This window comes from Vibrio hepatarius, assembly GCF_018860525.1.
GTDB classification, from domain to species: domain Bacteria; phylum Pseudomonadota; class Gammaproteobacteria; order Enterobacterales; family Vibrionaceae; genus Vibrio; species Vibrio hepatarius_B.
Genome location: NZ_JAHKPM010000063.1, coordinates 17,062 through 37,273, shown reverse-complemented (window position 1 = coordinate 37,273; position 20,212 = coordinate 17,062). Strand labels below are relative to the sequence as shown.

Below are 20,212 nucleotides of genomic sequence, written 5' to 3'. Positions count from 1 at the left end.
TCAGTGTCCGTAGGTTCGCGGCTTAGTATAATAATCGATAAGTGGAACACACATGTTTCCTAGTAATACCGCAAAAGCGACGCCGTCTGGGAAACCACCCCAAGTTCGAATCATAAAGACCATCGCACCAATAAAAGCGCCGAAAATTAATCGACCTTTGACCGTTGTTGAGGCCGATACAGGATCTGTGGCAATAAAAAATGCGCCCAGCATCGTTGCGCCGGAGAGTAGGTGAATACTTGGTGATGCAGTTTCACCCGGGGTAAAGAGACTAAATAATACGCTGATGACGAGTAAGCTGACTAAGAAGCTTACAGGGATATGCCAGTTGATAACTCTCAATTTTATGAGCAATACCCCCCCCGCTAAGTACGCTAGATTGACCCATTCCCACCCTATGCCAGCCAAGCCAGTAAACTGTGGCTGAGCAACGGCTTCTGCTGCGGTGTTTCCAGAATGTAGAGCGGTTTTAAAAGCATCTAATGGTGTCGCCATTGTTAGCCCATCGATTCCGGTACGAATTTGCTGTAGTGATAACCCATCTAGGTTAAAACCAGTAAAAATTAGCGATAGGGAATCAGTAAATGATACCGCTGAGGGCTGAAGTTCTGTTGGGGCAATCCAACTGGTCATTTGGACTGGAAAGGAAATTAATAACACGACATAGGCAACCATCGCAGGATTAAATAAATTTTGCCCTATACCACCATAGAGGTGCTTGGCAATAATGATAGCGAAGATAAGGCCTATGGTGACTAGCCACCAAGGAGAAAGTGGAGGGATAGCAATGGCAAGTAGCCATGCCGTGACAATAGCACTGTTATCGCGCAAAGCTGAGACAGGTGGACGTTTGCGCACCATCATAACTCCAGCTTCAAGTGCTAAGCCTAATATGATAGCAAAAAACAATTGAATTATTGTGCCCCAACCAAAGAAATAGGTCTGAACAAACAAGCCGGGAAGAGCGCAAAGGGCAACCCACTTCATTAAATCAGGTGTGCTTCTTCGGCTGTGAGCGTGGGGTGAGCTGGCAATAAAAAAGGCCATTACTCGTCCTCCTCAAGTCTATGGTTCTGTTCATTTTGTGCCTTGCGTGCTTTCGCTCTTGCGATAGCAGCAGCAACGGCGGCTTTCTTCGGATCTTGCTCTGTCGGTGCTGTTTCTACTTCAGCGTCTGAGCTGTTGGCTGTCTTGTTTTGCTCTGCTTTGCGCGCTTTCGCTCTTGCGATAGCCGCAGCAACGGCGGCTTTCTTCGGATCTTGCTCTGTCGGTGCTGTTTCTACTTCAGCGTCTGAGCTGTCGGCTGTCTTGTTTTGCTCTGCTTTGCGCGCTTTCGCTCTTGCGATGGCAGCAGCAACGGCGGCTTTTTTGGTATCTTGCTCTGTCGGCGCTGATTCTGGGCTCTCAGTTTTCTGTGCCTTCTTCTCTCTCGCTAAACGCTTGCGTTCTTCACGCAGCTTAATCATTTCTGAGTTATCAGGTTCGGTTTGACCTGCCTCTTTTGCTGCGGCCTGTTTGGCTTTTGCTTTGGCGATGGCGGCGGCAACAGCGGGTTTGACGGTTGGTTCATCCGATGCAGAGTCGGACTTTTGCGTTTTTACTCTGGCAATAGCAGCCGCAATAGCGTCTTCACCGTCGGGTTTATTAATCTCTTTTCGCCTTTCTTGAGCTGCTTTTTTAAAGCGATTTTCTCGTTCAACCTTATCTCGTTCTAGACGGTTCTTTCTCTCCTCAAAACGGACTTTAGCACGTTCGGCATCTTGGGCTTCGTCTTTTTGAGTGCGTATCTCGGCTTTGGCTTGTCGATAATATTGCACAAGTGGAATTTCGCTTGGGCAGACGAAAGCGCAGGCACCGCATTCAATACAGTCCTTAAGATTAAGTTCTTCACACTTGTCGTATTCTTCAGCCTTAGCATGCCAGTAGAGCTGTTGAGGTAGTAATGAAGCAGGACATGCTTCAGCACACAGACCACAACGAATGCAGGACATTTCGTGCTGCGCAGTGGAAATTTCTTTAACGGTTGGCGCTAGGATGCAGTTTGCCGTTTTGGTAATCGGCACATTCGCGTGAGGAAGAGTAAAGCCCATCATTGGGCCCCCCATGATCAGGCGAGGCAGTTTTCTTTCTGCTTTATAACCAAATTCATCTAATAGCGCTTGGACAGGAGTACCTATAAGGGCTTTGACATTTCTTGGCTGTTTAAATGTGTTACCTGTTAGAGTGATAATACGATCGATCAGAGGTTCTCCATCACAGACGGCCCGTTTTATGGCTTGTAGTGAGCCGACATTTTGTACTAACAGGCCAATATCCGCAGGGATACTATTAGCGGGCACTTCTTTATTGGTCAGAAGTTTAATCAGTTGTTTTTCACCACCTGAAGGGTATTTAGTTGGTACAACTCGTATAACAATATCCTTGTGAGCTGCGGCTTGTTCAAGTGCTTTTATCGCCGTAGGTTTATTATCTTCAATACCAATAATGGTCAATTTAGGTTTTAAGATGTGCTCAACAATTTCGATGCCTGTAATCACTTCATCGGCGTGAGTCTGCATTAGCATATCATCGGCTGTGATATAAGGTTCGCACTCTGCCGCATTCACAATCAATATTTCAGTACGGGCAAGTCCGGACTGAATTTTCTTGGCTGTTGGGAAACCTGCGCCGCCCATTCCAGAAATACCAGCCTGGCGGATGATCTCGATTACCTCATCTGGTGAGCAATTGGTAAAGTTAATTTTTGTGTCGCGTTCAATCCAACGATCTTCACCATCGGGTTCAATCACAATACACATTTCTGATAAACCAGAAGGGTGCGCGATAGTACGCGGCTCTACCGCTGAAATGGTGCCAGAGGTCGGAGCATGAACTGGCAGCATAAAGCTAGTATCGTATTTAGTCAGCGGCTGCCCTTTAAGAACCTTATCCCCTAGGCTGACAATTACTCTCCCTGGCTTACCGATATGTTGCTTAACCGGTAGAATTATCTCGTGAGGAATACTTGCCGAAGTAATGGATTGCTTGGTGGACTGAGCTTTGTTTTCCGGCGGGTGTATACCGCCAGGGAAGTCCCATAAAGCGCCTGATTTAATTTGTTCGATTAGTGACAACATACCAGTCCTTAATTCACTCTATTCTGCGTTTTGGCAGAATCGGTAATATCCACAACAGGAATTACGTTGAGTTGCCATTTCCAATTCGCTGTAGTGGTTTCTACTGGAATCATTTCAATACAATCTGTTGGGCAGGGCGCGACACACAGGTCACATCCAGTACATTCATCCTTAATTACCGTATGGAGTGCTTTTGTTCCGCCGACAATGGCATCAACAGGACAGGCTTGAATACATTTGGTGCAGCCAATACACATATCTTCATGAATAAACGCGACAGTTTTGACATTATCTTGCAAATCATGGGCAGAGTCTGTGGCCTCAACGCCCATCAGATCGGCTAATTTCTCAATCGTGGCTTGGCCTCCTGGTGGACATTTATTAATTGCGTCACCACCCGCTATAGCTTCGGCGTATGGGCGACAACCAGGGTAACCACATTGGCCACATTGAGTTTGAGGCAATATATCATCGATTTGATCGACAATCGGGTCCGCATCAACCTTAAAGCGGATTGAAGCAAAACCTAATATGGCGCCAAATACAGCAGCAAGCGCCGCGATGACTAAAATGGCAATCATGATCGCGTTCATTAGAGTTTTACCAATCCAGTGAAGCCCATAAATGCTAAAGACATCAGGCCTGCGGTGATCATGGCAATCGATGCGCCTTTAAAAGGTGCGGGAACATCAGCGGCCGTAATACGTTCACGCATCGATGCAAAAAGGATTAGTACTAATGAGAATCCAACGGCGGCGCCAAATCCATATATAAACGACTCAATGAAGTTGTGGTTTTCATTGATGTTGAGCAAGGCAACCCCCAGCACTGCACAATTAGTCGTAATGAGTGGTAAGAAAATACCGAGAAGGCGATACAGCGTTGGGCTGGTTTTGTGAACTACCATTTCGGTGAACTGCACCACCACAGCAATGACTAGAATAAAGCTCATAGTACGAAGGTACTGTATACCCAATGGCATTAGGATATAGTTTTCAACAAGGTACGCGCACACTGAAGCAAGGGTTAGAACAAAAGTGGTCGCTAACCCCATTCCTATTGCTGTTTCCAGCTTTTTAGAGACGCCCATAAAAGGACACAGCCCCAAAAATTTTACCAGTACAAAATTGTTAACCAGCACAGTGCCGACCAACAACAAAACATATTCGGTCATAGTTATATATTTAAGAGATTCCGATCCCGATATTATCCTGCTTTGCTGAGTTAATAACAACCAACGAAAGCTAGGGTTTTGTATGGTTGAATAAAAATTATACGGGATCTTATCAGTTTTGGTGACATATTAATGTTTAACCCAGTTAAATGGTTGCTAAGCTCCACCCTTAACAGAACAAATGGATCTCAAAACGTAGCTTTTATAGCGGCAAGGAATATAAAATGAGGGCGACAGATGAGGGGGGTACTCTTTAAGCTGAGTTAAATTCAAAGTGTCACTAATGGGGGAAGGGGGGAAAGATTAATTAAGGGCAATGTGTTTTGATGGTCAAATAAATACAAACGGCTTTTTTTGCCTTGTAAAATGTCTTTAATCTGTATCAGCTTTCTTAAAGCGTAAAACCGATGTACATAGCGTCGGGTTTCCTTTGGCAATTGTAGTTCAGAAAAATGTCGACTTTCGGCTTGAGTTATAGCTCGTGCAACTCGCCCTTCTCCAGCGTTATAGGCAGCCAACGTAAGTGCTATATCACCAAACTTGGTGTATAGAAATTGCAAATAAAGCACAGCTGCTTTCGTACTGGCTTGCACATTAAAGCGCTGATCTTTATCAGCGCTGACTTGTAGCCCAAAACGTTTTGCTGTGGCAGGCATAAGCTGCCATAAGCCTGCAGCATCGGCATGGGAGATTGCGGAAGGATCGTAAGAAGATTCCAGCATGGGAATAAGAATAAAATCAATTGGAAGCGAATGTACCTTCAGCTTATCAGCGATCTTGTCTATCAGGCTTTGGTTGTTTTTTAAATGCACTTCAATCTGAGCTTTGTAGGGAGACAATACTTGCCATTGAGTTTCAATATCTGATGCCATGGGTGAAGCATTGATATAGCTTAGACTAAAGCAATACACTACCATCAATTTTGCTACCAGATGAAGGATCGGGATTGGACGGCATCTATTTGATAACATTAGCCTAATAGGTGTTCTTGATAAGTATGCTGTTCGGCGCTGGTGACTGATACCATTAATTCATGAAAGTTAGCGCTTGTTTGACCATTTTCCTGGTTCAATGTTTGACATCGTTTGACCATATTTTCTAAGTGTTGCCATTGGCACCTGACTTTTTTTCCAGCAGCAGAGGGAAGTGCTGAAAAGAATCGTTCAATACCTGTTTTATCTGCTGATAATTGAAGGCTTACCATTATTTGGCTGCGCTTTTGGGCATGTTGTTGTAACTGTGAAAGCAAAGATTGCTGCAAAGTGAGGTTTTGCTCAAGTTTCTCTGCATCAAAAGATAAGTACAGCAGTTTTTGCTGTTTTAGTAGCACTTCGAGTTTTTGATACGCTTTAAAATCACGGACTAATGTATTGAAAAAGCTCTGTATTAAGTATGAATTTTTTGTTGTCATTGTCCTATCCTCAGTCGGGTTAACCGTGACCCGTATGAAATTGAAGGACGGCTTTAGATAGTGCTTGGGTATCGAGTGATAATTCTCCTTTTGCTAGTGCATCGCGCACTCTAACAACTTTTTCCATGTCTACGTCTGCCAAAGACTGCATCTCGGCTTGAGCGTGTTCAAGCGTTGTTACATTGATGTCTAATTTGGGTTGTGTGTCTGGTTTTACACTGGTGTATTCAGCTGCTTTTTTGGGGGCCTGGTCGAGGTTACTTTGGGTAACATGTCCGCCTGTAACTTTGTCTATTTTCATAAATTTTATCCTATTTTTTGTGGTCACAATATTATTAGTGCGACCATAGTAAAGCGGATATTAAGTTTGATTGACACTTTGTTTAGATTTACCGCAATTGAGGTATCGTTGACGATAAGAAAAGAAGAGAAATGATAACTTCAGCCCAAAATCAGAATTGAGTCTCTACTTGGTTTCGCCCTGTCACAATGGCTTTGATCTCCTTTTCCGATGAGAGGTTCTTAATATCGATTTGCTGTCCTAATGAACCTTGCTCCAATGCGACCCCTTTAGTGGTAGCAGTAAATCCATTTTTTGAGGCTTTGACAATCACTTGATTGCCTTTCTCTACGAGCGGTGGTGACTCCAGCTGTTGTGGGTTAAGGATTTGACCAGAACGAATTCGCCGCAGCGCAAGTTTCCCTGTAGCTTGGGAGATTTGAGTCAAAAAATCCTGTTCTCTGCTTAGTGTTCGCCACTCCAGTTTTAGATCTTTTTCAGTAATCGTTTGTTGACGACGAATTCCAGTACTTGTTACCACGAGATTAAGGCTTAATTCTGCTTTGATGGTGATATTGATTCGCCAGTCAACTGTGGTCGATAAGCAACTCACCGACCTTTTTATAGTTCCAACAGGAAGCGTTTTGTTGTCTGAACCAATGACGGTGAGTGGTTCTGGACAGAGAGGTAAATGGTTTGCTGAGGCAGGCACTCTAACCTGAAAATCAAGCGAGTGTATTCCCCAGTGACTCGTACTAGCCTGGTGCTTGGTTTGCTTTTGGAAGTCTTGCTCGACGACCTGATAAATCGCTTGGTATGTTGGGCTATTTTCGTTGGCCAAAACTGTATTGGAGAATAGAAAGGCGCTCAATACACAAGCTGATTTTAAAGGGGAAATAATCATTTTTCCTCCGCTGGTATAGGCTTCCGTAGTCCGGAAGTGCATCTTCCTTTTTTGTTTGTAACTCATTGTTATTAAAGTCTTATTTTTATGGCACACATTTTGTTTGATTTAAGACTATCTGAGCCGACAGCATAAGGAAAGATAAATGGCTATTTCATTTGATAATGCGTTAGGAGTTCATCCCGACGCTCTGAATTTTCGAGTTCAGCGTACCAAAGTACTGGCCAGCAACCTAGCAAATGTTGATACACCGGGATATTTGTCTCGCGATCTCAGCTTTAGCACAGTTATGGATCATATGTCATCAATAGGCGTGAGCCAAAAAAGTCCTAAGTTGTTGGTATCTTCCATGTATTCAATCCCTTACCAGAACAGCAAAAATGGCAACACGGTAGAACTTGGTGTTGAGCAGGGAAAGTTTGCTCAAAACAACATGGATTTTCAGACCAGCCTGACATTTCTAAATATGAAGTTTTCAGGATTAGCTAAAGCGATAGAGGGACGTTAATTATGTCATTTACCGATATTTATTCGATTGCCGGATCGGCGATGAATGCTCAGACAGTGAGGTTGAATACGGTTGCCAGTAATCTTGCCAATGCAGATGCGGTATCCGCAAATGCTAAAGATGCATATAAAGCATTAAAACCTGTCTTCGCAACGGTTTATAACAAAACTCAACTCAGTGCGAGTAAAGGTAGTTACCCTAATGCTGAGGTTAGGATTGTCGATGTTGTGCAGAGTTCGAGTCAAGCTGAGCAGCGTTTTGAGCCAAATAACCCTTTAGCCAACGATCAAGGCTATGTGTATTACCCCGATATTGATGTTGTGGCAGAGATGGCTGACATGATGTCGGCGACACGAAGCTTTGAAACCAATGTTGAAGTTCTAACCAATGTCAAAAGCATGCAGCAAGGATTACTGAAATTAGGGCAGGGTAGCTAATGAGTATTGCCCCTAATAACGCTTTAAATTTCGACACTCCAATCGGCTCAGCCTCAAGCTCCAATGGTGTATTAGGTAATCCGAAAGATGCCAATAGTGCGACGTCACTAGAAAACGAATTCATTAGTTTGATGGTGGCTCAGATCCAAAATCAGGATCCACTCAATCCGCTTGATGGTACTGAATATGTTAGTCAGCTAGCGCAGTTTTCTCAGGTTCAGAGTACCGAGAATATGGCGTCAATGATGAAAAATAACATGGTATTGCTCGATAACATGCAAGTTTTGTCAACTGCTGGGCTAGTAGGACAAACCGTTTATGTTTCATCCAATGAATTTGAGTTAGATGAAGGGCAACAGCGGGGGAAAATAGAACTGCAACACCCTTCTAGCCAGGTCAATCTGACGATCACAGATGAGTTTGGTCAAGTGACACCTCTTTCTCTGGGCGCTCATCCAGCGGGTGATGTCGATTTTTCTATTAACCCAGAGTCTCTAGGGTTGAAACCTGGTAAATACACAGTGTCTGCTCAAATTCAGGAAGGTCAATCTGCACCCAACTTATTGTTAGCTGGTGAGGTTGAGCAAGTGAGAATCCCTAGTTCTGGTGGCTCCGCACAGGTCAATGTGCAAGGTGTTGGCAGCGTTCCATTTTATCAAATTACCCAATTTGGTGCTTAACCAATAAGGAAAATAGAGGTTAATTATGAGTTTTAATATTGCCCTAAGTGGCTTGGATGCAACAAATACAGAGCTGAATACTATCAGCCATAACATTGCCAACGCATCGACTTACGGATTTAAAGGAGCACGTACCGAATTTGCAGCTGTATACAATGGCATGCAGCCTGGTGGAGTCGAAGTCGCATCTATTTCGCAGAACTTTGATAAAAATGGATCTGTAACGGGTACTGGTCGAGCAATGGATTTGGCGATCAATGGTGGTGGATTTTTTGTCACCAAAGATAGTGCCGGCCAGCTTCTTTACACTCGGTCAGGAGTCTTCAACACAGACAGAGAGAACTATGTGATGAGTAATACTGGTGCTAAATTGCAAGGTTATAGTGTTGATGGCAATAATAACCTTCTCACAGGTGTGACAGGTGATATCAAGTTATCGACTTCGTCATTAGCGGCACAAGCGACGGATAAAATGGCGTTTATTGCCAACTTTGATGCGACCAATGAGCCTATTGATACCACCCTTAATCCATTTGACTCTGACAATACGAAATCTTTCCATTCTTCATACACAACCAAAGTGTTCGATTCACAGGGTAAACCCCACACCGTAACTCAGTACTTTACTAAAACGAGTGACAATTCGTGGCAAGTCAACGCTCAAGTAGATGGTGGAAAAGCGGTTGTATCTAACATTACCATGACGTTCAATCAAGATGGGTCACTGGCCACACCAACTAATGCTTATCAGGTTGCATTTCCTGCTACTGGAGCAAACCCTGTAAGCATTGACATTGATTTGTCTGGCAGTACTCAATTTGGTACTGAGTTTGGTGTAAGTACTAACAACCCTAATGGTTACACCTCAGGCGAGCTTGCGGGAGTACGAGTCGAAGACAACGGTATGGTTTACGCCACATATACTAATGGTCAGTCACAACTTCAAGGGCAATTGGTACTGGCCAATTTTGCTAATCCTCAAGGATTATCGACTGTCAGCGGTACGGCTTGGACTCAGAGCTTTAGCTCCGGCGCCCCAGTCGTAGGCGTTCCGGGATCCGGCACATTGGGTGAATTGACCCCAGGTGCACTTGAAGGTTCCAATGTCGATTTGACCAGTGAACTGGTTAACTTAATGACAGCGCAGCGTAATTATCAAGCCAATGCTAAAACCATTTCGACTAACGACAAGCTGACTCAAGCTCTATTTAACGCGGTTTAACGGAGCTTAGTATGGACAGTTTGTTATTTACCGCCACTTCTGGAGCGAGTCGAGTACTTAAAGCGCAGCATGTCCGCTCAAATAATTTATCCAATGCCGATACAGCTGGATTTAGAGCGGATATGGAACGTGTAGCGAGCATACCACTCCAAGGGGCAGGGTTTGATGGTCGTACGTTAGCTGTGACTAACTCTGCATCGACTCGATTTGACTCCGGTGATGTGATCAAAACCGGACGAACTTTGGACGTGGCTGTGATGGGCGAGGGCTATTTGACAGTACAGACCTCAGAAGGTCAAGAAGCTTACACTCGAGCAGGTAATCTCAAGGTTGATCAAAACGGTGCACTCACCATTAATGGTTTTGCTGTTATTGGTGATGGAGGGGCTCTGGTATTACCGGAATATCAAAAAATTGAGATCAGTGAGCGTGGACGCATTTCCGTCGTGCCTCCTGGTGGTGGAGCGGAGCTTGAAGTCGGAACCCTTAAACTGGTTAAGCCTGATTCGACTGAACTTGAGAAGCGCAGTGATAGTTTGCTTCATAGCGTGGATGGTAACCCATTTGCACAAGATCAAACGGTTCAAATTGCTCCAGAGCATATTGAGGGTAGTAACGTCTCAGCAATTGATGAGTTGCTCAATGTGATGTCATTGACACGAAACTTTGAAATGCAGATACGGATGATGAAAACCGCCGAGACAATAGCTCAGGCTGGAAACAAATTGATCTCGCCGCGCTAGTGGCGACATAAGGAGTAGGAAATGCATTCAGCGTTATGGGTTAGCAAAACGGGAATGGCAGCGCAAGACACAAAAATGACTGCTATCTCTAACAATTTAGCCAATGTTAATACGGTTGGTTTTAAGCGTGATCGAGTGGTGTTTGAAGACTTGTTCTATAGCATTCAGCGTCAACCTGGATCCCTTGTAGATCAGGTCAATCAATTACCAACAGGAGTGCAGTTGGGCAGTGGTGTTCGCGTCGTGGGCACACAAAAAGTATTTACCCAAGGGAACACTCAAAACACCAATCAAGAACTTGATTTGGCTGTGATGGGACAGGGCTTCTTCCAAATAGAAAATACAGATGGTCAAATTACGTACACACGAAATGGCCAGTTTCATGTTAACGCAGAAGGTTTGATGGTCAATAGTCAGGGCTTACCTCTTGAGCCACAAATTCAGATACCAGAAAACGCTTTGTCGGTTTCAGTGGGGGTAGATGGCACTGTTTCGGCAACGTCAGCAGGTAATAATGCACCTGAAGATCTTGGTCAAATTACATTAGCTAAATTTATCAACCCAGCGGGCCTTGAGGCCCTAGGCGGTAACTTGTTTCGTGAAACCGAAGCCAGCGGACAAGCCGATGAGCTAATTGCGGGTGAAGATGGAGTTGGTCGAATTAAGCAAGGTGCATTAGAAGGAGCCAATGTCCAGGTGGTGGAGGAAATGGTTGATATGATCACCACTCAGCGCGCTTATGAAATGAACGCCAAAGTAGTGTCTGCTGCTGACGATATGCTCAAGTTTGCTGCTCAATCGTTGTAATGGCTTATTGATGAAAAAAAGGAATAGGGAATGCAGGCATTTTTGAGAGTGTTGCCGCTAGTCATCCTGCTTGGAGGATGTGCTGGTCGACAGGAGTTCACACCTCCAAAACCAGATGAAGAGAAATATGCTCCGCCGGAGCTGGATTATTCCTTGCCCGCTGCAAGTAAGGGCAGCCTCTATCGTCATCAATACACCATGACCTTGTTTCAAGATAGAAGAGCATATCGCGTCGGCGATATGCTCACTGTCGTCCTTTTTGAAGAAACGGAATCAAGCAAGAAGGCGGATACAAAGTATGGTAAGAACTCGAGTGTTGGGTTTGCGGCACCTACTTTTGGCACAAAGACCATCGATGAGTTGGCCGCCAGTATAGACGCGGAGCGTGGCTTTGATGGCAGCGCTTCAAGCTCTCAAGGTAATAAACTCGAAGGTGCGATAACGGTGACTGTTCATGAAGTGTTACCTAATGGGGTTTTGCGGATCAGCGGAGAAAAGTGGATTCGTCTTAATCAAGGTGATGAGTTTATTCGCCTGACGGGCATGGTTCGTGTTGATGATATTAATCGCAACAATCAAGTATCGTCGGCGCGAATAGGTGATGCTCGTATTACCTATTCGGGACGCGGAGCTTTATCCGATAGTAATGCCCCTGGCTGGTTGAGCCAATTCTTCAATAGCCCATGGATGCCATTTTAATGAAACAAATATTAATTCAATATATAAATTGCCTAAAGTTACTTGGATTAAAAGTCACACTAGCTAGCACCTTTGTTGTGATGTTGTTTGGCGCAGCATTGCCTGCACATGCCGAAGTTAAGATCCCAGTGATGGACTTAGTGGATATTCAGGGTATTCGTCAAAATCAATTGGTGGGTTATGGGCTGGTGGTTGGACTTGATGGACAGGGAGACCGTAACCAAGTCAAGTTTACGGCCCAATCTATCACCAATATGCTACGTCAGTTTGGAGTTCAGATTGACGACAATACGAACCCTAAATTACGTAATGTTGCTTCCGTGAGCGTGACGGCCACCGTTCAGCCAATGGCAGGGGTAGGGCAAGCTTTGAATGTCGTGGTGTCCTCAATTGGAGATGCAAAAAGTCTGCGCGGCGGTACGTTGTTACTTACTCCTTTGCGGGGTATTGATGGTGAAGTTTACGCGGTAGCACAAGGGAATCTTGTAGTCGGGGGCGTGTCTGCCAAAGGAAAAAGTGGTTCTAAATTGGTGGTTAATACGCCAACATCAGGCCGTATTCCTGGAGGGGCTATTCTAGAGCGTGAGGTGCCAAATGACTTTGCTGACAGTGATCATGTGGTACTCAACTTAAGAAAGGCCAGCTTCACCACAGCCAAGAATATTAGTCGAGAAATTAATAACATCTTCGGTCCTAAGGTTGCGGTGGCTGAGAACAATGCTCGCGTTAAAGTTAAAGCCCCGAAAGACAGTCAGCAACGTGTGGTGATGATGTCGATGCTAGAAGATATTAGTGTTAATCAAGGTCGTAAGCCTGCTCGTGTGGTATTTAATTCTCGTACTGGTACGGTTGTGATTGGCCAAAGTGTCAAAGTCAGTGAAGCAGCAGTCAGCCATGGTAACTTAACTGTTACGGTTGCTGAGTCCAAACAGGTGAGCCAGCCCAACGCCTTTGCGCAAGGTGAAACCCAAGTGGTCGATAATTCGCAAATCAACATTGATGAAGAACGGGGCCAAATGGTGATTTGGCCGCCGGGAACTGAATTAAATACCATAGTTAATGCTGTCAACAGCTTAGGTGCAACTCCCACCGATTTGATGTCCATTTTGCAGGCATTACATGAAGCGGGTGCTTTGAATGCTGAACTTGTGGTGATTTGAGGGGATTTTTATGAAATCGGATGAATTAAACCAGAAACCATCGATGAGCTCAGTCCTCTATCATGACAATAGTGCACTTGATCAAATAAAGCACAACCCTCATTCACCACAAGCTCTAGAAAAGGTTGCGGGACAGTTTGAGGCAATGTTTTTACAAATGGTCCTTCGCCAGATGCGCAGCAGTAGTGATGTTTTGGCTGATGAAGACAGCCCTTTCTCAAGCCAAAAACAAGGGGTATTTCGTGATATGTATGATGGTCAATTAGCGATCGAAATAGCCAAAAAGCAACATGCGGGAATTGCTGATATGTTAGTTAAACAGCTGAGTTCTTCGATGACTGATGTTGAATTTAAAACCACTATAATAAAGCCGCCTGCTAACGACCAAACAGCTGAGCTGGAAGAAATATCACGTCTTACACATACAACTGTTTCTGATTCGCCACAATCACTTCATTCATTTAGAGATTCAGTCGCCTCAGTTAGACAAGTCTTGGGTGAAATTGGCGCGACGACAGCGTTTGCTCAACCATTGATTCGTAAAGGGGATCTGTAAATGAATTTGGTTAATATTGCCTTATCAGGCCTAAATACCAATCGGGTTGCATTAGATGTGACGGCACAAAATGTCTCAAATATCAATACGCCGGGGTATAGTCGCCAACAGGCGTTAATGGCGTCTGTCGGCGGCGCAAAGCATGATAACCTCAGTGCTGGTTCAGGTGTAGAAGTGGCAAGTATCCGACGTGTGACCGATAATTTTTTAATTAAACAGACCTGGGCAACACAAAGTCAATCTGCTTATGCGGCACGTTATAGCACGAATATGAGTCAGTTAGAAAACACACTTGGCGCAGATGGCTTTAGCCTTTCTGCGGGGTTAGATACATTATTTTCGGCCTTAAATGATGCGACTGTGAAACCCGAATCTATCCCTTATCGTCAACAAATAATCAATGAATCCGAAGCATTAGCCCGTCGATTCAACACTCTAACAGAGTCTTTGTCCCACCAGCACAAAGATATGAATGATCAGCGTAGCGCTGGGATAGTCCACGCCAATAGCCTGATGAGTAATATCGCAGATATCAATAAACAGATTGTTGAAATAAATGGTACGGGTGGGAACCCAGCCCAGTTACTTGATACTCGTGACAATTTAATTGGTGAGTTATCTCAAGTAGTATCGGTCAAAACGACGTCCCAAGCTGATGGTAGCCTTCAGGTCACCTTGTCTTCAGGGCAGCCTTTGGTGATGGGATCTGATGCAGCGAAACTTAAGGCAACCCCAGATCCAAGTGATCCCTACCTAGCTTTGGTTCAGGTGGAATTTGGTGTACAGAGTTTTGCTACAGCAGGGGATCTGGGTGGAAAAATTGGCGCACTTACCGATTATCAAACCGATGTACTTAAGCCTTATCTTGGTGCGATTGATGATATGGCTAAGGCTTTGGCCGATGAATTTAATGCCTTGTTTGTAACGGGTACAGATCTTAAAGGGGATGGGGGGCAGGCACTGTTTAGTTATGATGCCGCTAACCCAGCCGCGAGCTTGACGATTTCAGACCTTAAACCAGAGCAATTGGCTCTATCGGCTGATGGTAACCCTGGCAATGCAGATGTATTGGATAAGCTGATTGCTATCAGTAACAAAAATGTCGCGATCAGCGGGTTTGGTTCCGTCAGTCTCAATGATGCTTTTTCAGCTATTGTGGGTGAGACGGCAATACAAGCGCGACAAGCGGATGCAGACTATCAAGCTAAATTGGCAATGAATCAGCAAGCGATTGCTGCGCGTGATAATGTCAGTGCTGTCAACAGTGATGAGGAGGCGGCTAACTTGATGACATTTGCTAATGCCCATCAAGCGAATATGAAAGTGATCAGCACAGCCAACCAGCTGTTTGATTCAGTCCTTCAATTATTCTAATTACAGGGAACTCAAATGCGAATCAGTGATACTCAATTTAGCCACATGATGCTGCAAAGCCTGCAACTTAATAATGCCGGTTTAGGTAAAGTGATGCAGCAAATGTCAACCAGTGAACGTTTGACTAAGTTATCGGATGACCCGATGGCGTCCGTGAAGTTACTTAATCTTGACCGCGAAGGCTCAGCTATTGATCAATACAAAAGTAACATTGCTAATGTTAAAACGGCTCTTAACAGTCAAGAAGTCCATTTAGACTCGGTTAATGAGAGCCTTAAAAGGATGAATGAGTTAGTACTTTGGGGGGCTAATGGCACACTGACTGACAATGAACGGTCGGGCATGATCACCGAATTGGAAAATCTTCGTGCGTCGGTGGTTTCTTCCTTTAATGCTCAAGATGAAGAGGGGCGTTACTTATTTTCTGGAACGAAAACAGATACTCCCGCCCTATCTTCGGTGGGTGGAAATTATGTGATTGAAGGTAATAATGATAAGCGAGTTGTTACGGTTGCTAAAGGAGTGACGATGGAAGCGAATATGACAGCAGCAGAAATTCTTGATCTTGGTGGTAGCCATGTTTTGAATGAACTTGATGCCATTATTACTGAGTTTAAGGTACCAAGTGCGGCATTTCGCAGTACTGTCGAGACTGCATTAAGTACTATTGAAGCAACGTCAAGTCAGGTGCTAGCCGCTATGACCCAAATGGGGGGCCGTCATAATAATCTCGATCTAATGGACAGTGCTCATGGTGAAAACAAGTTGTTTGTAGATAAGGTAAAAGGTGATCTTTCTATGCTCGATTATGGTGAAGCATCGGTGCGTTTGAGTAGATATATGACGGCATTACAGGCGACTCAAGCCAGCTATGTGAAAATTGATGGCTTGAATCTTTTTGATCGTATTTGAGAACTCTACTATGGCAATGAGTACACTAGAGGTTCGCCCACAGAATGTCGCTTTAACCACGCACGGCAGAACCTCCATTTCTCCTCCTCGCTTTTCACACCCTCACAGTGATGCCAACCGTACTAATGTGGCCTCCCATCATAACCAATCGCCGGCCTCATTTTCTGTATCGGGAATGTTATTGACTCAAGGGCAACAAAATGCAACTTCGTTGCAGATTGCTACTCGTTCATATCAAACTATTGGCGTTGAACTGACGAAAATTAAGCAAGGTCTTACCCGTGCAATGCAGTTGGGTAATGCTCAGGCGCAGTCTTTACAGCAAGGGTTATCGAGTTCGAGACGCACCATCGAACAGGCTATAGAGATGGCTCGATTTGATGGTAAAAAGGTGATTGATAATCAGTTGGCGCTTAAACTAAATCAAGCCGACATACGTCGCTTTTCTATTCCAGGACTCGATATTCACCGCTTGGGTGATAAAGCTGAACAAATTCGCTTGGATTTCCCGCAGGGACACTCAGTCATGGTTGAGTTTGACGGCCGATCAGATGGGAAAAAAGTGGTTAAAATGCTGGATCGTAGTTTGATTCCACTGGGACTAAGGGCCTCTCTCTCTCAACAAGGGGCTATTATTTTTGTAGCATCTGAAAAAGCTTATGGGCAGATGCAAAAACAGGTTCGAGTCACAGGTCAAGGCCATCGCTTTCCCGCAGGGCAATCCAATGTAATGACTTTGCAAGCTGAACCTGAGGGTGTGGCAGAACTTAGCTTTGAGCTAGGTTCTCGTGAAGGTCTAAAAAGCAGTATTGCTCAAGTTAATAAGCTGCTATGGCAAGCACGTCAAGGTCTGGAACAGGCAAGTTCCATTAAGGCTGAACTCAATGGGCAAATGCAAGCTTTGCACCAAAGCTCTACAGTGATTTCGGTCAATCAGGTAGAGGATAAGCTCAAGGCATTTGATTCATCAAGTGGAGATTTTTCTAATGTATTGATGTCTCTTGGCGCGCAAGCTAATGTTAAGCGTCACTCTGTGGTGGCACTGTTGAGAGACTAAAAATCCATTAACATATCCAAGAAAATTGCTCTTGAAACAGGGCTGTTATCTCTATGCGTTGTGAATTCGACATGCTGATTTGCTTTTGCAGAGGGTGATAGCCCAATGCTCCAGAGCGCTTTCAATTGGTTAGGAATGATTGAGTAACGTACATCGATAATCCGCAACGGATTTTCAGGATCTTGTGCGATAAAACCGTGCGAAAAATGCCGAAATCGCTCAATATCTTTGTGCTGTTGAGTACCAATAGCAAGCCAAGGGAAGTCCTTAGCAATGTTTAATTTAGCGATAGACTCGCCAGGATAAATTTTTTCTGTTGTCCCAATCCTGATAGCATCAACAAAGTACCGATCTTCAGTTTCATAAATTACTTTCCACAGCAAAATATTGGCGAAACTAGGCTTGGCTTCCAATCGAAGTGGAATATGCTGACGTTCTTTTGCTAGTTGCCAGCCTATGTCTTCAGCCCTGTCTTTTTGAAACATTCCAATGGTTGGGTAGATAAGAGCCCAAATAAAAGCGATGCGGGCAAAGCATGCATTTTGCTTTAGCACGGTGAATATGAGCAAGACGAGAATAGGCAGAGTAAACGCAGGGTCAATGATTGAGATTGTATTCCAAGCGTAGCGTTCGTTAGTAAGTGGCCACAGCAGTTGAGTGCCATAAGAAGTACAAAAATCGAGTAACGCATGGGTACCATAACCTAATGCGCAATAAAGCCAACTTTGTTTAAATGATAACCCACATTTTTTGGCGAATAATGGGTGCAAAACCAAAGCGCAAGTCAGGCTTCCGAATGGAATAAACAGCAGTGAATGGGTAAATTGACGATGAAACTCTAAAAACAGCAAGGGGTCCTGCGATGATCGAATCAGAACGTCTAAATCAGGTGCCATTCCTGCGAGTAGCCCCAGTATTCCTGCAACAACTAAGTGTTGTTTTTTACTCACTGATTGGGGTAATGCTGCGCCCAGCAAACCTTGTGTTAATGGATCCATAATTCATTTATTGTTAGTCACACATACAATATCTTATCTTGTGCCGTGCATTTAAAGTGAGTGCTAGCCCACTATTTAATACTTTAAGTGCAGCGTTTAGCATTAATGCAGTATTCTCAAACTCGATACATTTTCAAGGTATTAATAATCACCTCAGGTATCACTATTTCATGTGATTCATGCCTTTAGCAACAACGTCTAGTTTTGGCCTGCGCCCTACATTAGATTTGTATACTAAACTTACCAGGTATCATTTTTCTATGGTAGAGGGGATGGCAATGAAGCCAAAGGTCTTGAGTCTTATTTTGTTTTTCGCTGTGCTGATAGGTTCGGTACAGGCCAATGATGTGACATTAAGCGCTGATTTGTGGTGTCCGTATACTTGCGACCCATTAGCAGATGAAAAAGGTATTTTGGTTGACGTCGTTGTAAGTATTTTTGATAACACTGAGCATACCCTTGATTACCAGTTGGTAAATTGGGCCCGTGCAATAAAAACGACTCGTGGGGGCAAGTACGATGGTTTGATTGGCGCATACATCAGTGATGCGCCAGACTTTGTCTTTCATGATGAGCCAATTCAAATGTCAAAAATGTGCTTTTTTGTTAAAAAAGATGATCGATGGAAATACTTTGGTTTGGATACATTAAAAGATAGAAAAATATCAGTTGTTAACGCTTATTCTTATGGTGAGAAATTCGATGGCTATATAGTAAAAAATCATAATAAGGGTGATGAAAATATCATTAAAATTTCTGGTATGGAGATAACACAAACACGAGTTGAACAATTTGATAATAATAAAATTGATACCATACTAGAGGATTGGAGAGTTTTTCCCTATAACATAAGTAATTATAAAAAAAATAATGAAGTGCAGGGTGATATGGAATTTAGAAATGCTGGTTGCTTGCCTGGTGAGGGACTCTATATCGCGTTATCTCCGAGTCGGGATACGTCTAAGGGCTATGCAGAAATTATTAATAAAGGTCTCAAGCAACTGGCAGATTCGGGTAAGCTAAATGAAATTATTAGCCGCTATGAATGAATATAATATTTACCGTTCACTTTTTCTTCTAATATAAATCCGATATCAATGATCTGCTACCGGATTTTTCATAAATCACAAGCGCTTAGTCGATGATTGTTTTTTACCGATCAAACTCGACTAAGTTGAGCAAGTCATTGGGTAATTAGAAGCGATAGCCAAGAGAAACTGAGTAACTTAGTGCTCTAGCGTCGCTGAGATGTTCGCTTAATTCAACGCCTGTGTTAATAGCAACGCTTTTTGAAAGGTTGAACTCAAAGCCACCACCTGCTGCAAAACTATCATCTTCAATTTTTGATGTAGTCCGGCCTAGTTGCTTATTTTCTATTTCTAATCGAGCGTATCCAATAGTGGCATAAGCGCTGACAACGTCATTGATTCGGTATGTTGGACCGATATGGAAGCTGCCATAGCTGCGAGTAGTTTCTGAAACAGTGGTAATGGTTGGTCCTGGGTCTACGCGAGACCTAGAGTCACTATCTGCTGTGCCTGTTAAGCTAGCAATGAAGCCAATAGGGCCATTGTTTTCATAACGATATTTTAGCGTCAGTCCATGCAGTGCGTTATCAATGTGTTTGATGTCTGTTTGTGCATAACCAAGGCTAACGGTATGCTCTGCAGCCTGAGCATTAAACGTTGCTGCACCAAGTAGGGTTGCAATAGTAATGAACTTCTTCATACATTTCTCTTTATCAATTGACATCCAATCATGTGGATGAATAGTTAAATAACTACTGACAATGATATTAATAGAGTTGATTTACAATACCAATGCCTTAAGGGCGGGAATATTGTAATATTTATTTAATATATGTTTCAGGATGTATTTGTTCATAATCAAAATGACATATCTATTTAAAATTTGTTAATTATGTTATGGGATATGATGAATATTCTATTTATTTTATCTCTATTTATCGCAAATATGCTCTAATGTAATATGTTTTAAATGATAACCCTCTCCTATTTTTATCATATTAACAATAAAGATTAAATATAAAGGTTATCGATGTCGTAGGAAAGTAATATAATTAAGCTTGTTTATCACAGGATATTAAATTTATACATATTAAAATAATTCTTATTATTTGTTTTTTTATTTCCCTATTTAATAGAGATTTTTCA

The 20,212-nt window shown here is 43.4% G+C and carries 23 protein-coding genes; 13 read left to right on the top strand and 10 right to left on the bottom strand.

The annotated features are described in order from the left end of the window. The 8 genes from rsxD to flgA form a co-directional block, all read right to left on the bottom strand. Positions 1-1,047 (bottom strand): electron transport complex subunit RsxD, encoded by a 1,047-nt coding sequence (gene rsxD, locus KO511_RS18410; protein ID WP_215988861.1) that lies wholly within the window; start codon positions 1,045-1,047, stop codon positions 1-3. Further along, positions 1,047-3,116 carry an electron transport complex subunit RsxC gene (gene rsxC / locus KO511_RS18405; protein WP_215988860.1) on the bottom strand — a complete coding sequence of 690 codons (2,070 nt, stop codon included), beginning with the start codon at positions 3,114-3,116 and terminating at the stop codon, positions 1,047-1,049. The genes rsxD and rsxC overlap by 1 nt, the downstream gene beginning before the upstream one ends. 8 nt (positions 3,117-3,124) lie before the next feature. Then, on the bottom strand, positions 3,125-3,709 hold the full coding sequence (gene rsxB, locus KO511_RS18400; RefSeq protein WP_215988859.1) for an electron transport complex subunit RsxB: 585 nt from the start codon (positions 3,707-3,709) through the stop codon (positions 3,125-3,127). Then, a complete protein-coding gene (gene rsxA / locus KO511_RS18395; RefSeq protein WP_215988858.1) occupies positions 3,709-4,290 on the bottom strand; it encodes an electron transport complex subunit RsxA in 582 nt (193 codons plus the stop codon). The genes rsxB and rsxA overlap by 1 nt, the downstream gene beginning before the upstream one ends. A gap of 269 nt (positions 4,291-4,559) precedes the next feature. Beyond that, entirely contained in the window at positions 4,560-5,207 is a 648-nt protein-coding gene (locus KO511_RS18390; RefSeq protein ID WP_215988857.1) for a lytic transglycosylase domain-containing protein, read from the bottom strand. Positions 5,208-5,260: 53 nt separating this feature from the next. After that, positions 5,261-5,701, bottom strand: a complete 441-nt coding sequence (gene flgN, locus KO511_RS18385) for a flagellar export chaperone FlgN (protein WP_215988856.1) — start codon at positions 5,699-5,701, stop codon at positions 5,261-5,263. A 19-nt stretch (positions 5,702-5,720) separates the two neighbouring features. Further along, positions 5,721-6,002 carry a flagellar biosynthesis anti-sigma factor FlgM gene (gene flgM, locus KO511_RS18380; RefSeq protein ID WP_215988855.1) on the bottom strand — a complete coding sequence of 94 codons (282 nt, stop codon included), beginning with the start codon at positions 6,000-6,002 and terminating at the stop codon, positions 5,721-5,723. Between the two features lie 151 nt (positions 6,003-6,153). Next, on the bottom strand, positions 6,154-6,885 hold the full coding sequence (flgA, locus tag KO511_RS18375; protein ID WP_252724447.1) for a flagellar basal body P-ring formation chaperone FlgA: 732 nt from the start codon (positions 6,883-6,885) through the stop codon (positions 6,154-6,156). Positions 6,886-7,030: 145 nt separating this feature from the next. Here flgA and flgB point away from each other — a divergent pair, with 145 nt between their 5' ends. The 12 genes from flgB (at position 7,031) to KO511_RS18315 (ending at position 17,040) form a co-directional block, all read left to right on the top strand. Continuing rightward, positions 7,031-7,393: a flagellar basal body rod protein FlgB gene (gene flgB / locus KO511_RS18370; protein ID WP_215988853.1), complete on the top strand. Its 363-nt coding sequence runs from the start codon at positions 7,031-7,033 to the stop codon at positions 7,391-7,393. 2 nt (positions 7,394-7,395) lie between these two features. Further along, complete coding sequence (gene flgC, locus KO511_RS18365; protein WP_215988852.1) at positions 7,396-7,830, top strand: flagellar basal body rod protein FlgC; 435 nt, start codon at positions 7,396-7,398, stop codon at positions 7,828-7,830. After that, positions 7,830-8,510 (top strand): flagellar hook assembly protein FlgD, encoded by a 681-nt coding sequence (flgD, locus tag KO511_RS18360; protein WP_215988851.1) that lies wholly within the window; start codon positions 7,830-7,832, stop codon positions 8,508-8,510. Before flgC ends, flgD begins: the two co-directional genes overlap by 1 nt. Before the next feature lie 25 nt (positions 8,511-8,535). After that, positions 8,536-9,732 carry a flagellar hook protein FlgE gene (flgE, locus tag KO511_RS18355; protein ID WP_215988850.1) on the top strand — a complete coding sequence of 399 codons (1,197 nt, stop codon included), beginning with the start codon at positions 8,536-8,538 and terminating at the stop codon, positions 9,730-9,732. An 11-nt stretch (positions 9,733-9,743) separates the two neighbouring features. Next, positions 9,744-10,475 carry a flagellar basal body rod protein FlgF gene (locus KO511_RS18350; RefSeq protein WP_215988849.1) on the top strand — a complete coding sequence of 244 codons (732 nt, stop codon included), beginning with the start codon at positions 9,744-9,746 and terminating at the stop codon, positions 10,473-10,475. Between the two features lie 21 nt (positions 10,476-10,496). Next, complete coding sequence (gene flgG, locus KO511_RS18345) at positions 10,497-11,282, top strand: flagellar basal-body rod protein FlgG (protein WP_215988848.1); 786 nt, start codon at positions 10,497-10,499, stop codon at positions 11,280-11,282. A 30-nt stretch (positions 11,283-11,312) separates the two neighbouring features. Then, positions 11,313-11,981 (top strand): flagellar basal body L-ring protein FlgH, encoded by a 669-nt coding sequence (flgH, locus tag KO511_RS18340; protein ID WP_215988847.1) that lies wholly within the window; start codon positions 11,313-11,315, stop codon positions 11,979-11,981. 80 nt (positions 11,982-12,061) lie between these two features. Next, positions 12,062-13,141: a flagellar basal body P-ring protein FlgI gene (locus tag KO511_RS18335; RefSeq protein WP_215988922.1), complete on the top strand. Its 1,080-nt coding sequence runs from the start codon at positions 12,062-12,064 to the stop codon at positions 13,139-13,141. Positions 13,142-13,151: 10 nt separating this feature from the next. Then, a complete protein-coding gene (locus KO511_RS18330; RefSeq protein WP_215988846.1) occupies positions 13,152-13,697 on the top strand; it encodes a rod-binding protein in 546 nt (181 codons plus the stop codon). Continuing rightward, positions 13,698-15,071, top strand: coding sequence for a flagellar hook-associated protein FlgK (gene flgK / locus KO511_RS18325; protein WP_215988845.1), 1,374 nt, complete (start codon positions 13,698-13,700; stop codon positions 15,069-15,071). 15 nt (positions 15,072-15,086) lie between these two features. Next, entirely contained in the window at positions 15,087-15,983 is an 897-nt protein-coding gene (flgL, locus tag KO511_RS18320) for a flagellar hook-associated protein FlgL (RefSeq protein WP_215988844.1), read from the top strand. Positions 15,984-15,993: 10 nt separating this feature from the next. Beyond that, positions 15,994-17,040: a flagellin gene (locus KO511_RS18315; RefSeq protein ID WP_215988843.1), complete on the top strand. Its 1,047-nt coding sequence runs from the start codon at positions 15,994-15,996 to the stop codon at positions 17,038-17,040. Here the strand turns inward: KO511_RS18315 and KO511_RS18310 are convergent. Then, positions 17,037-18,038, bottom strand: coding sequence for a metal-dependent hydrolase (locus KO511_RS18310; protein WP_215988842.1), 1,002 nt, complete (start codon positions 18,036-18,038; stop codon positions 17,037-17,039). The genes KO511_RS18315 and KO511_RS18310 overlap by 4 nt on opposite strands. A 179-nt stretch (positions 18,039-18,217) precedes the next feature. Here KO511_RS18310 and KO511_RS18305 point away from each other — a divergent pair, with 179 nt between their 5' ends. Then, on the top strand, positions 18,218-19,087 hold the full coding sequence (locus tag KO511_RS18305; protein WP_215988841.1) for a substrate-binding periplasmic protein: 870 nt from the start codon (positions 18,218-18,220) through the stop codon (positions 19,085-19,087). A gap of 145 nt (positions 19,088-19,232) precedes the next feature. Here the strand turns inward: KO511_RS18305 and KO511_RS18300 are convergent, their stop codons facing one another. Beyond that, positions 19,233-19,766, bottom strand: coding sequence for an Ail/Lom family outer membrane beta-barrel protein (locus KO511_RS18300; RefSeq protein WP_215988840.1), 534 nt, complete (start codon positions 19,764-19,766; stop codon positions 19,233-19,235). Between the last annotated feature and the right edge of the window lie 446 nt (positions 19,767-20,212).